Origin of the sequence: Pseudomonas sp. PS1(2021), from assembly GCF_020405165.1 — a bacterium.
Classification (GTDB): domain Bacteria; phylum Pseudomonadota; class Gammaproteobacteria; order Pseudomonadales; family Pseudomonadaceae; genus Pseudomonas; species Pseudomonas aeruginosa.
On the sequence record NZ_CP084484.1, the window covers coordinates 6115761 to 6128715 of the forward strand.

Here is a 12955-nt window from a genome sequence, read left to right on the forward strand (position 1 = left end):
CTTCAGAGCGCGTATGAAGCGCTTTGGCACCTCTTGGGGCAGTAAAAGCTGGGCTTTTACGCCGCCATCGCCTTCAACAAGCCTTCGGTGCCGATGATTTTCATCACCCGCTTCAAGTTGTAGGCGAGCACATTCAAGCTCATTTCTGCGCTCACCCCATTCAGTTTTCGAGTCAGGAAGTGCGTTGCTCCCATCCATTGTTTGAGCGTCCCGAAGGGATGCTCAACAGTCCGTTTTCGAACCCGCATCATCTCCGGTGCTTGGTTCAGCCGGCGTTGCATTTCCTCCAGCACCGCTTCATGTTCCCAGCGCCTTACTCGACGATTTGTGCTTGGCGTGCACTGGGTTTTCAGCGCGCAACTCTGGCACTTTGAACTCCAGTAACAGTGCATATTCATGCCTTTCTCAACGCTGGAGAATCGCCAAATCAGTGCCTCTCCAGCCGGGCATGTATATTCGTTTTTCGTCGCGTCATAAACGAAGGCATCTTTGTTGAACCGGCCATCAGCCTTGGCGCTTGAAGTCATCGGCTTTGGCACATAAGCGGTGATGTTTGCATCGTGACAGGCGAGGATTTCTTCACCCTTGAAGTAGCCTCGGTCGGCGACTACCGACAATGTTTCTGCGCCAATGGCTTCCCTAGCTTGCTTGGCCATCGAGCTGAGTTGGTCGCGGTCAGAACCTCTGTTGGTGACCTCATGAGCAACAATCAAATGGTGCTGCGTATCGACCGCCGTCTGCACGTTGTAGCCGACGATACCGCTGCCGCGCGTCATCATCGAACGGGCATCCGGGTCGGTCAGCGAAACCTGTTTGTCAGGGGAATCGTTGAGCTGAGTTTCGATCCCTTGAAGCTCTTTCATCTGCGATTTGAGCTTGGCGATTTTATCTTCCAGGCTGGCAATGTCTGGCGCGGAGGCGCTAGGAATCTGTCGATCAGCCGCATCGAGCGCAGCCAAATAACGGCCGATGCTCGCCTCGATTTTCTTCCATGCGCCGCTTCAGTTTGGCGCTGGTGAAATTGCGGTCACGGTTGTTCACTGCCTTGAATTTGCTGCCGTCGATGGCAACCAGGTTTTCGTCAAACAACCCCAACTGCTGGCAGAGCAAAACGAACTGGCGGCAGACGCCGCGAATGGCCTTGCTGTTGTCTTTTCGGAAGTTGGCGATGGTCTTGAAATCGGGCATCAAACGCCCGGTTAGCCACATGAGTTCGACGTTGCGCTGGGCTTCTCGCTCCAGACGTCGGCTCGATTGAATTCGGTTTAGGTAACCGTAGATGTAGATCTTCAGCAGGATCGCCGGGTGGTAGGCAGGTCTGCCGGTTTCGGCTGGAATGACGCCATCAAAACCTAGATTGGCCAAATCGAGTTCATCGACGAAAACGTCAACCACCCGAACCGGATTGGTATCGCTGACGTAGTCGTCGAGGCTTTCGGGAAGTAAGGTGCTTTGACCTCGATGTTCACCCTGGATAAACCGTTTCATGGGCGTCCCTTGCGATGAGATTCTCGGAAATCATAGCAAGGGTTTACCGGGATGTTTTTACACACTCTGGGCCGGTTAGCGACGGCCTGACTTTGGCCGTCGCTAAACATGGTCACACTTCGGTCTGTTCCGCCATTTCCAAGGCGTCATCGACCTCAATTCCCAGATATCGAACGGTGCTCTCCAGCTTCGTATGGCCGAGCAGCAGTTGAACGGCCCGCAGGTTCTTCGTCCTGCGATAGATCAGTGATGCCTTCGTGCGTCTCATTGTGTGAGTGCCATACATGGCTGGGTCAAGGCCAATGGCTTTCACCCAGCCTTTGACGATACGGGCGTACTGACGAGTGGATAGATGGTCTGAGTTATGCAGTCGACTCGGGAACAGGTAGTCCTCGCCGCGGAGCTGTACTTGATGTATCCAAGCCGCGAGCGCCGCCCGAGTTTGCTCAGTGATCTCGAACTGCACTGGCCGCTGTGTTTTCTGCTGCATCACTATTGCTCGTGATGACACCTGCTCACCATGGGCAACGTCCCGCACACGGAGCTTGGTTAAGTCGCAGGCTCGAAGCTTGCTGTCGATGGCCAGGTCGAAGAGAGCCAGATCCCGAGTTCTTTCTGCAATTTGAAGCCTTACTCGGATGGCCCAGATATCTCTCAGTCGGAGTGGGGTTTTCTGTCCGACCAGTTTTCCTTTGTTCCAGGGCTGGCGGCTGCAGGTAGCGATGATGTTCATAGCAAGTCCTCCACGTGTGGGAGGACAAGAATGGCTAGCCTGAACGGTGGTCGCTAACCGGCCAATAAGTGCCGCACAAATCCCGGCGGGTGCAGATTTCCGGGCGGTTTGCGCCAGATCAGTTGGAGACGCTTTTCAAGCCCCGGGATGGGAAGAGCTACCAGCGCGCCACTGCGAACTTCGTCTTGTACTGCGGAAGCCATCACCAACGACACGCCGAGTCCCGCCCTGACTGCTTGTTTGACTGCCTCGGTGCTGCCTAGCTGCATACCGCTGCGAGGCACGCCCAGCTCGCCAAAGTATTCGGTCAGAAGCCGTCCGGTACCGCTACCCGGTTCACCTCCCAGCATCGGCAGGTCCACCAGACGATCGCGTTCTATGCACCCTGCTTCAGCCAGCGGATGGTCGGGGCTGACGATAAGTACCAGCGGCTCGACCCGCCAGAGGCGGTGTTCGAAGTCGGGGTGAGGTAGCCACCATTCCATGATCGCGGCGTCGAGCTGGCCCGCCAGTAGCTGGTCGGCCACATCCGGGTTGGCGGCGATGCGCAGATCCACCTCGCCCCTCTCATTTGCGGTCGTCAGATAGCTGCGCACGAATGGCTGGAGAAGGTAGGTGCCGATGTTGGAGCTGGCCCCGACGCGCTCACTATTTCCATGCAGGGCTTCTAGCGCCCGGGCGTGCATGTCGAGCAAGGCGGTCGCATGCGGCATGAAGGCCAGCGCACGTGTGGTAGGCTGGCAGCCGCTACGACTGCGCTGCACCAGCGTTACGCCGACCTGCTCTTCAAGCTTCTGCAAGTGCTGCGACACCGTCGGCTGGGCCAGCCCCAACGCCCTCGCCGCGCTCTGAAAACTGCCTGTTTGAACGATCGCTACCAGGCTCTTCAGCCAGACCGGATTCAACATGCGGCAGGCTCGGCCTGGGGCAGACGGTTCGCAGCGTTGATTGGGCGCGCACCTGCCAACGCCTGGATGATGCTCTGCGCTGCACAACGTTCAATCTCCAGGCGCACCGCGCGCACTGCCGACCCTATGTGCGGAGTGAAGAGCGTATTCGGATGCGCGAGCAGCGCAGGATCGATCAGCCGCGGCCGGTCCGCGCGAGCCCAGTCTTCCATTTCGAATACATCCGCCGCATACCCGCCGAGCTGGCCTCGCTCAAGCGCCGCGAGCACGGCGGCTTCATCCACTACCGAACCACGACAGGGGTTTACAAGCAGAGCGCCCGGCCGTACGAGGGCAAGCAGCTCGGCGTTGACCAGATGCTCAGTATCGGCATTCAAGGGAAGCGCCAGCAGGATGAAGTCCGAGCTGGCGAAGAGTTCGCTGCACGCCACCTGGCGCAGGCCGAGCCGTTGCTCGGTTTGTGTATCCAGAGCCTTCGCCTCGTGGTACTGCAGGGTCGCGCCCCATCCCTGCAAGCGCTCAGCCATGGCCTGTCCGATGGCGCCCATGCCAAGGATGCCGACCGTCGCGTTATCCAGCCCCGTGCCGTAGAACTGTGGTTGCCAGCCCTGGAACTCGCCAGAGCGGACGAACGCATCTGCTGCGCGCAGATGCCGCCCCAGCCCCACCGCCAGTCCGATCGCCAGCTCGGCAGTCGGGACCGTCAACAGATCAGGCACGAAGGTCAACCAGACCCCGCGGGCAGTACAGGCGTCCACATCGAAATTGTCGAAGCCCTTGAGCGCGCAGCCGACCACACGCAGCTCGGGGCAGGCTTGGAGAAATTCTGCATCGACCCGATCGGGCATGAACGCCATCATCGCCTGAGCATCGCGGCAGCGGCGCAGAATTTCCTCGCGCGTCAGCGTGCTGTCGCTCTGGTTGGTCATCAGCTCGCAATGTGGCGCCAGCAGTTGCAGGATCTCATCGTGTACTCGGTGAGTTATAACGAGTTTCGGCAGCATGGTTTGTCCTATTTGAAACGTTTGCGCAGCACGCCACTGAAGGCGTCTACTAGCGTGACCATGGCCAGGATGACCAGCAGGATTGCTGCAACCTCCTGGTACTGCATGATGCGCAGCGAGCCCATGAGTTCGAAGCCGATACCGCCGGCGCCAACCATGCCCATCACGGTGGAGGCGCGAAAGTTGTATTCCCAGCGGTAGATCGCCACGTCGGCGAACTGCGGAGTCACCTGTGGCAAAACCGCGTGCAGCAGCACTTGCATCGGCGTAGCCCCCGCCGCCCGAGCGGCTTCCACCGGCGCTTCGTCGACGTGCTCGATGGCCTCGGCGAAGAACTTGCCGACCATGCCGATCGAATGCAGACCCAGGGCAAGCACGCCCGGCAAGGCGCCGAACCCTACGGCTGCAACGAAGATGATGCCCATGATCAGCTCCGGCACCGACCGCAGGGCATTGAGCAGCACCCGGGCAACACCGAACACAAGGGGGTGCGGCGCCGTATTGCGCGCTGCAACGAAGGCCACCACCAGCGAGAACACCACTGCGATGGCCGTGCCGGCGATGCTCATCGCCAGCGTGTCGATCAACGGGCGAATCCAGCTTCGATAGCCCGAAAAGTCTGGCGGCATGGCCTCGCCTGCCAGGGTCGCGATGGAGGGCAGCCCGTTCAGCAGCGTGGTGGCATCGAGCAGCCCCACGTACCAGCAGGCCAACAGCACCACTCCGAGTACAATTGCCACCTGCCCCAGCTGGCGCCACCAACCGAGGCCGAAGCCTCGAAGGATGTGCTCGCGTTGCTCTGCAGGCAGCGCCTGCACGTCATGATGAGTAGACATATCGGTGCTCACATCGTGGCGAAGTCGAGGCCGAGCAGCGATCCCATGTTGCGAATCACATCGTAGTCGGCGTCGGTGATTGGCGCGAAGGCCTCGGCTTTGAAGTTGCGCAGCACTTCGGGATCGTCGATACCGACGAATACATCCCGCACCTTGGTTTTCAGCTCGGGGCTCAGGTTCGAGCGCATCGCCCAGGGGTATTGGGGATATTCGCCGCTGTAACCAAGTACTTTCACCTTGCTCGGATCGATTAGGCCACGTTCGGCTACTTGATTGAAAATTACCTCCGACAGCCCACCCGCATCGGCGTTTCCGTTCGCCACGTTGACGGCAACGGCGTCATGCGTGCCCACAAAATGTTGTTCGTAGTCCTGCCCACCCGTCAGCTCGGCCGTCTCAAGAAGCACGGTTTTGGGAATCAGATGGCTGGACGTCGATGCCCGGTCACCATAGGCCATCTTCTTGCCCTTAAGGTCGGCATACTCATTCACGCCTGACGCCACATTGGCGATAATCACTGAGCGATAGGTCGGCTTGCCGTCGATGACCATGGCAGCGAAGGGCTCGATGTCGCTTTTGCTTTTGGCCATGACGTAGGACAGCGGACCGAAATACGCCAGGTCGATACGGCCAAAGCGCATCGCCTCAATCATCGAGGAATAGTCGGTGGTTACGATCAGCTGCACCTTCTTGTCCAGATGCTCTTCCAGATAATCCTTCAGCGGCTGGTTTCGCTTGATCAACTCCGAGGCGTTTTCGTCCGGCAGCAGCGCAACCTTTAGCACATCCGGATCGGCATCGGCCGCTACGGCGGACAGACTTGAAACAGCGGACAGCAAACAGGTCAATAAGAGAGCGGATAAGCGTTTCATCGGGACATCTCCAGTGAAGGTGCGAGCATGACAGGGGTTTCAGCCGGAGCAGTTGCTGGCTGAGTCGTAGAGCGGCCTGCATAGATGCGCTCAAGCTGCGCATCGGTGAGTTCCGAGGGCGCGGCATCGAAAACGATCTGAGAATCGGCCAGCCCGACGACGCGATCGGCGAAGCGGCGGGCATATTCGAGTTGATGCAGCGAAACGATGGCGGTGATGCCGTCTTCCTTGCAGATGTCGCGCAGCAGTCCGAGAACACGGACCGAAGTGGCCGGGTCGAGACTGGCTACCGGCTCATCGGCAAGAATGATCGCGGGCTGTTGCGCTAGCGCACGCGCGATGCCTACCCGCTGCTGCTGGCCACCGGACAGTTTGTCCACCCGGCTTAGCGCCTTGTCTGCCAGACCGACCCGAGCGAGGCAACTGAGCGCAATCTCCTGATCGGCACGCGGCAGAGGAAACAGCGAGCGGAGCGTGTTGTGAAAGGCCAGCCGACCGGTAAGCACATTAGCCAGTGCGCTTTGACGTTCGATTAGCTGGTGGTGCTGAAAGATCATGGCGGTACGCCGACGATGCTGACGCAAGGCCGAGCCGCTGCCGAGCTCACCGAGCTCGCTGGTGACACTGCCGCGAGTGGGCGTGACGAGTCGATTGAGGCTACGGAGCAAGGTCGACTTGCCTGCGCCCGAGAGACCAAGCAGCACGGTGAACTCACCACGCCGAAATGCAATCGAGGTATCGCGTAGGGCTGTCACGCCGCCTGGGTAGACGACGCTCAACCGGTCGACCCGCAGCACGGCGTCCTGTATCGGATGGGGCGTCATTTGATCACCTTTCGCAATATTGCTGGCCGCACAATTGCGGTTCGCGATGCAAAGGGTAGAAATTCCTTGTTAACGCACTGCTTCTAAATGATGACATTTCGATGAATGCTTCGAATCTGCCGTAGCGGGGCGGCAAGCGAAGCCGTGGAAGAACGGGCGCAACGTAGCGTCTTTCTTCACGCGGGATACAGGAGGCTTTGATTGATACTGCTGCGGATTCGCTACAGTAACGTTGGGCCAGAACGTAATGCCATCCAAGCAAGAGAGCGCACACTAGCGGCCAGAAGCGGCCGATCATGCAGATACTTAGAGGACTTCCATTTAAGGCTTGAAGGTACCTACGAAACCGGGGATTCAGCTCTGTGCTGCAGCTGGTTCTAATTGCTGAACTGTAGCCTTGGGTGATTCCATCCGTAGGCTCTCTCGATACTGCTCTGCTGGAGCTTCGTGAGTGACCTCGACAGCAGCATCGTAGTTTTCTCGAATGACCGCCTCTATTTCAGCAATGTCGGCGCGGAAGAACTCCTTGCGCCCGTTAACCTTATTTAACCGACCGGCCGCAAAACGTTCATGAAGCTTTGCTTCCAATGCTGGGGCGTTATCCGAGAAAACCATCGCATGTACGTCAAACCAGAATGGCACCGGCGCATCACCTAACTCATCGACGCGATCCATTGGCTCCAGGCGGCGGGTCATACCGATCTTGTAAATTCCTTCCCCGAATGCTCCGACGTTGGAGATCACATAAACGTAGCCAGCTTTGGCGTTCTGTTCGCGATAGTCGATAAGCTTCTCTTCGCTTTCCAGCGCAGCGCGACCTGCTTCAATCTCTGCCAACTTGGCCACAAGCGGCGCGCGTTCCTCCTCCGATTGTGCCTTTTCCAAGCGAGCCTGTAGCTCGCGCATTGCGGTCGCGAAGTGTTTGCGCTCCTTAGCGATCTTCTCCCGAGCGGCGCGAATCTCCTGCTCTAGCTTCTGCTGTTCCCGCAGCTCTTCTCGGGCGCGCTTGGCATCTTCCTTTTCCTCTTGCTTCTTAACCTGAAACTCATGGGCAAGGTGCAGTTCGTCAATCTTGAGGCTCAGGTACTTCCGCGATAGCTCAACGGACATCACTCTGCCGAGACGGTTGCAGGTTTCGAAGGACTTCAGAATGCGCTTTTCGCCCAGCTCTACGTTGTCGAATTTTACATTGTCGACGCAGTAGTCAGCTTCATTGTTGAATGATCGGAGCACCAACTTGATCATGTCGTTGACCAGCTTCCGACCTTCTACCTTGCTCCCATTCACCTCCCAGTTAGTGTTTCCACTCGCTGCCGTTCCACTTTTGATTAAGGCTTTCTGCTGCTCGCGAACCCCGACCAGTCGGGCTTTGTACTCATGGCTGGAGTTCAACTTGAACTTGGGCTCGTAGAGCGCAAAGCTTTCAAGAAGCAGTGTCTCTTCCCAGACGAGGATCTCCCTCTGCAAGTCAGAGGAGCGTTGCGCGAGCGCAGCTGCATCTTGCTCAGCTCGCTGAACCTCCTGGTGCACGGCCGCCAGCTTTCTTTTCTCCTGAGCGATCAGATTTTTGACCTCTACGACTTCCATGGCGCCGATCTGCCTGGTGAGTGCCTGAAGTTGCTGATAGCGCGCCTGAAGGTCAGTCAGTTGCAGGTCAAGATCATCGGCCCGCCTCCGGTGCTCAGGTCCCTTCCAATAGTCACTAAGGGCCATGTGGTTCCTTCCTCGTGTAGATCAAATTGTTGCTTGGCTCTGGACGCCAACCTGGGAGTCTTTATAGCCCAGCCGAACTGTATTGGCCGCTGAAGAAGCGACTATGTGCCTATTGCGGGTCGGGGTGATGATATTTGTGAACATGAATAGTCGCTGATGCCAGCCTCTGGACTTGAGTTATTTGGCCTTCCAATTGCACCGTGGGTATTCCGAGCAACCTATAAAATCTCCGTACTTTCCAGTCCGTTGCGTACGAAACCCTTTTCCGCAGGACGGACAGGCCTGGGACGAAACCGCCTGGCCATCCTTGTCGACAATGTTGATATGACCTTTGTTGGCCAGCTCAGTGACAAAGGCCGAGCGCCGGCCGGAGACCGTGAAGATGAACACGCCGCGGCGGGCCCTGGTGAGCGCCACGTAGAACAGGCGCCTTTCCTCGGCAAAGGGGAAGTCTTCGGGTTCTGGCATGGCGCATTGAAGAACCGGATCATCTTCAATCTGGCTAGGGAAGCCCTTGCGGCCACCCACGACATTGAGCATCAGCACGTAGTCGGCCTCTGTGCCCTTACTGCTGTGCACCGTTGTGAAGTAGAGGTCGATATCGGGGCCACAAATCTGTTTGAGGTCATTCATGTTATGCGGGCGGTCACTCCGGTACCGACCCAGCAGCATGATGGATGGTTTGCGCGGCTGGTCCCACACGGCACGTAGCTTCATCACGATCTTGGTTAGACGGTCCTTCACCAGTGAGCCGAGCTCGCGCTCATGCTTGGCGGCAAAACACTGGATAGCCTTGCCCTGCACCGATGATCTGGTTCGCACCTCTTTGGGGATCTGCTTGGGGTTTTCCTGCACAAACTCGCTGGAGACTTTGCAAATCTGATCCGGACAGCGAAAAGTCAGGGTCAGCTGAAGAATCGTCCCAGAGCCATAGAACACCAGGAAGTTACGCATAACGCTGATGTCGGCACCGGCGAAGCGGTTAATGCTTTGCGCGTCGTCACCAACAGCAGTGAGGAAGGTGTCGGGGCGAGCGGTGATGGCCTTCAGGATGCGTGCGCGGGCGGCCGAGGCGTCCTGGTACTCGTCCGCAATGACCAGCTTGTACGGTGACCGGTACCGGCCTGACTCGGCATGCTCGATGGCCAGGTTGATCATGTCGTCGAAGTCGACTGTACCGGTGGCCTTGAGCTCATCCTGCCAGCGCTGCAAAACCTTGGCGTACAGATCGATGATGAGGGGGCCTCGAATAGGATCGAGCCTAGATGCCCGTTGGCTGAGTTCTTCAGGCGAGAGCTGGTTACCTTTGGCGTGCTGCATCAGGTTCCGAATGATCCGCGCCAGCACGTCAGTCTCAAGGGCGGGGCGTCCGGTAGGAATGCGGTTGGAGTCGGGTTTTAGTTTGAGCCCACGGCTTTCCAGGGCCTCTTTCAATGCTGGCAGCCCTTCGCCTGAGCGCAGGGTATGACTGGTGGTTTCGAACAGGGCGGTCTCGTGCTGCTGGTGAAGCGCACGCTTCCATACGACGCCCTCTGCGTAGCCTTTGAACTCCTTCGGCGGCTCGCCCTGAGCATTTAGCGCAAAGTGCTCGTGGAACAGATCCACCTCTGGGTAGTAGAAGTCGGGATGGTACTGGCTGTGCTCGGCGTCAGCAGTCCTGTGCGGGTAGGGCGCTTCGTACTTGTAGTCCACCCCGTGAAAGAACAACCAATCCGCGATGAGCTGCTCCTCACGGCTTTTAACCAACTCGCCCCGGGAGGTCACCAGGTCCTTTTCGAGTTCCTCGGTGGTGCTGGTGCCGGGCATATTGCCGATCGGCTGCGAGAACACGGTACGCACCAGCATCAGGTTCGTCCGGAATACCGGGTCCGAGTTGCTGAGCTCCTCCATGATCGAAAGTACTTTTGCCACATCCTGGCCGCCCTCGAGCCAGGCTGCCGGCCGGGGTTTTGAGCCCGTAGCCTCACCAATCACCGAAAGGCCGAATCCATGGAAGGTCCGGCAAGCGATCTGGTCTGCATCGGGTAAGTTGGTCAGTCGCTTACACGCTCATTAGGAGTGGTAGTAGATACCGCCTAGCTCAGTGCCCTAGATTGCTCAGATAACCAATCCTGACCCCATACGTTCTTTAGTCCCCGCCTGCTTGGAAATCAACGCAGGGGGCTTCTCAGCTATCGCAACAAAGTTTAATGTAGATATAACATCATTTTATGTTTCACTCTCTACATGAAAAATCACTGGCTAGCGCTCGTTATCGGACTTCCTACGGCAAACGCCACAGCTCGTATGCGGGCGTGGCGTGCGCTGAAGGCCAGCGGCGCCGCCGTCCTTCGCGACGGCGTATACCTTCTGCCGAACAATGAAGAGTGCCTAGAAGCCTTGTCTGCTGTTGAGCGCGATATTCTCTCTATCAACGGCACGGCCTTTCTGCTTCCTATCGATGATCCGCAGGGCTCTCGGTTTGTTGAGCTGTTCGACCGTAACGAGGATTACGCCAAGTTGCGAATCGAGATCGAGGCGTGCCAAGCGCAACTCACACCGGACAACGCCCTTGCCAGTACCAAGCAGGTACGCAAGCTGCGTAAGGCGTTTGCTCAGATTACCGCCATCGACTTCTTTCCCACGGCGGTTCGACAGCACACCGACGCTGCGCTGCAAGCGCTGGAACTCGCCATTAGCCGAGCGCTGTCGCAGGACGAACCGAGCAGCCATGACCATCCCATCGAGCAGCTTGAGCGACACAGCTATCAAGGACGAGTTTGGGCGACCCGCAGGAGACCCTGGGTAGATCGCCTGGCCAGCGCCTGGCTGATACGGCGCTTCATCGACCCGAAAGCCACGATCCTCTGGTTGGAGTCCCCAGGTGATTGCCCGCCTGATGCGCTAGGTTTCGACTTCGATGGTGCGGCCTTCAGTCATGTCGGGCCGCTCGTCACATTCGAGACCCTGCAAGCCAGCTTTGCCCTGAATGAGCCGGGCCTGGATCGCGTTTCAGCCTTGGTGCACTACCTGGATGTAGGGGGCTCGCAGCCGCCCGAGGCCTCGGGGATCGAGCGAGTATTGGCTGGACTGCGGGAAACCATTACCAACGACGACCACTTGCTGACAGCAGCTTGCGCCATCTTCGATGGGCTACTGGCGGCCTTCGAGAAAGAAGAGAAAGGCGATGAGTGAAGTCACCACGAGCAGTACCCAGGATCTGGAATGCGTCGAATCCGTCAGTCTGATTCAGGCTGTGCTGTTCTGGCTCAAGATTGGCTTCATCAGCTTCGGGGGGCCCGCCGGGCAGATTTCGATTCTGCACCAGGAGTTGGTCGAGCGCCGACGCTGGATATCCGAACGCCGGTTCCTGCATGCCCTCAACTACTGCATGCTCCTACCTGGGCCAGAGGCGCAGCAGCTGGCGACTTACATAGGTTGGCTGCTGCATCGAACCTGGGGTGGGGTGATCGCCGGCGTACTATTCGTGCTGCCCTCGCTGTTCATCCTGATCGGGCTGTCGTGGGTATACATCGCCTATGGTGACGTTCCATTGGTGGCCGGGATCTTCTATGGCATCAAGCCAGCGGTAACCGCCATTGTCGTGCAAGCAGCCCATCGGATCGGTTCCCGGGCGCTGCAGAATAATTGGCTGTGGGCTATTGCCGGGGCTTCCTTCGTCGCCATCTTCGCGCTCAACGTACCGTTCCCATTGATTGTGCTGGGTGCGGCGATCCTCGGCTTCATAGGCGGCAAACTGGCCCCGGAGAAGTTTCGCGTAGGTGGCGGACACACCGCCGGTAAGAAGAGCTTTGGCCCGGCGTTGATCGACGATGACACCCCCACGCCCGAGCACGCACGTTTTCGATGGTCGCGTCTGGCAATGTTACTGGTGACAGGTGCGGCGCTCTGGGTGCTGCCGATAGGGTTGCTGATCATCTCCTTCGGCTGGGACGGCACCCTGACCCAAATGGGCTGGTTCTTCACCAAGGCCGCGCTGCTCACGTTCGGGGGTGCCTACGCGGTATTGCCCTACGTGTACCAGGGCGCTATCGGCCACTACGGCTGGCTGACGCCTACACAGATGATCGACGGCCTGGCCCTTGGGGAAAGTACGCCTGGCCCACTGATCATGGTGGTGGCGTTCGTTGCTTTCGTGGGGGCATACGTTCAGCAGGTCTTTGGGGCGGATCAGGCTTTTCTCGCCGGAGCGGTGGCCGCGACACTGGTCACCTGGTTTACCTTCCTGCCGTCATTCCTGTTCATCCTTGCCGGCGGCCCTCTAGTGGAATCCACCCACAATGAGCTTAAGTTCACTGCGCCGCTGACCGGTATCACGGCCGCTGTCGTGGGGGTGATCCTCAACCTTGCCTTGTTCTTCGGCTACCACGTCCTCTGGCCTCAGGGCTTCGGTGGGCAATTCGACTGGCCTTCTGCGTTGATTGCGCTGGGCGCCGCTGTCGCTCTGTTCCGCTACAAGCGCAGCGTCATTCAAGTACTGATCGGATGTGCCCTGACAGGGCTACTGATGTATTGGCTGCTCTATTAAGAAAGAAGTTAATCGTTTAAAGAGCCAAGCCGCCAATCATTGGCGGTTT

Annotated in this window: 10 protein-coding genes and 1 pseudogene; 2 read left to right on the forward strand and 9 right to left on the reverse strand. The window is 58.3% G+C overall.

Translation table 11 applies throughout. From position 1 onward, the window contains the following. Positions 1 to 56: 56 nt before the first annotated feature. The 9 genes and pseudogenes from LE197_RS29105 to LE197_RS29145 all read right to left on the reverse strand — a co-directional run bounded on the left by LE197_RS29105 (position 57) and on the right by LE197_RS29145 (position 10352). Positions 57 to 1488 (reverse strand): annotated as a pseudogene (locus LE197_RS29105) (IS1182-like element ISPmo1 family transposase). 112 nt (positions 1489 to 1600) lie between these two features. Then, the gene (locus LE197_RS29110; RefSeq protein ID WP_003118388.1) at positions 1601 to 2221 is read right to left on the reverse strand and encodes a tyrosine-type recombinase/integrase; all 621 of its coding nucleotides are present in this window, start codon (positions 2219 to 2221) and stop codon (positions 1601 to 1603) included. A 53-nt stretch (positions 2222 to 2274) separates the two neighbouring features. After that, the gene (locus LE197_RS29115; protein ID WP_003118389.1) at positions 2275 to 3129 is read right to left on the reverse strand and encodes a LysR family transcriptional regulator; all 855 of its coding nucleotides are present in this window, start codon (positions 3127 to 3129) and stop codon (positions 2275 to 2277) included. Next, positions 3123 to 4133: a phosphonate dehydrogenase PtxD gene (gene ptxD / locus LE197_RS29120; protein WP_003152798.1), complete on the reverse strand. Its 1011-nt coding sequence runs from the start codon at positions 4131 to 4133 to the stop codon at positions 3123 to 3125. The genes LE197_RS29115 and ptxD overlap by 7 nt, the downstream gene beginning before the upstream one ends. A gap of 8 nt (positions 4134 to 4141) precedes the next feature. Further along, the gene (gene phnE, locus LE197_RS29125; RefSeq protein WP_003298907.1) at positions 4142 to 4969 is read right to left on the reverse strand and encodes a phosphonate ABC transporter, permease protein PhnE; all 828 of its coding nucleotides are present in this window, start codon (positions 4967 to 4969) and stop codon (positions 4142 to 4144) included. An 8-nt stretch (positions 4970 to 4977) separates the two neighbouring features. Continuing rightward, a complete protein-coding gene (gene phnD, locus LE197_RS29130) occupies positions 4978 to 5841 on the reverse strand; it encodes a phosphate/phosphite/phosphonate ABC transporter substrate-binding protein (RefSeq protein ID WP_003117866.1) in 864 nt (287 codons plus the stop codon). After that, positions 5838 to 6665 carry a phosphonate ABC transporter ATP-binding protein gene (phnC, locus tag LE197_RS29135; protein ID WP_003117867.1) on the reverse strand — a complete coding sequence of 276 codons (828 nt, stop codon included), beginning with the start codon at positions 6663 to 6665 and terminating at the stop codon, positions 5838 to 5840. The genes phnD and phnC overlap by 4 nt, the downstream gene beginning before the upstream one ends. Before the next feature lie 354 nt (positions 6666 to 7019). Next, the gene (locus tag LE197_RS29140; RefSeq protein ID WP_226033782.1) at positions 7020 to 8378 is read right to left on the reverse strand and encodes a DUF4041 domain-containing protein; all 1359 of its coding nucleotides are present in this window, start codon (positions 8376 to 8378) and stop codon (positions 7020 to 7022) included. Positions 8379 to 8555: 177 nt separating this feature from the next. Beyond that, positions 8556 to 10352 carry a UvrD-helicase domain-containing protein gene (locus tag LE197_RS29145; RefSeq protein ID WP_264086457.1) on the reverse strand — a complete coding sequence of 599 codons (1797 nt, stop codon included), beginning with the start codon at positions 10350 to 10352 and terminating at the stop codon, positions 8556 to 8558. Between the two features lie 252 nt (positions 10353 to 10604). On the opposite strand from LE197_RS29145, the gene LE197_RS29150 reads away from it, so the two are divergent. Both LE197_RS29150 and chrA read left to right on the forward strand, forming a co-directional pair. Next, positions 10605 to 11552, forward strand: coding sequence for a chromate resistance protein ChrB domain-containing protein (locus tag LE197_RS29150; RefSeq protein ID WP_124187307.1), 948 nt, complete (start codon positions 10605 to 10607; stop codon positions 11550 to 11552). Further along, positions 11545 to 12906: a chromate efflux transporter gene (gene chrA, locus LE197_RS29155; RefSeq protein WP_226033783.1), complete on the forward strand. Its 1362-nt coding sequence runs from the start codon at positions 11545 to 11547 to the stop codon at positions 12904 to 12906. Before LE197_RS29150 ends, chrA begins: the two co-directional genes overlap by 8 nt. Positions 12907 to 12955: the final 49 nt, after the last annotated feature.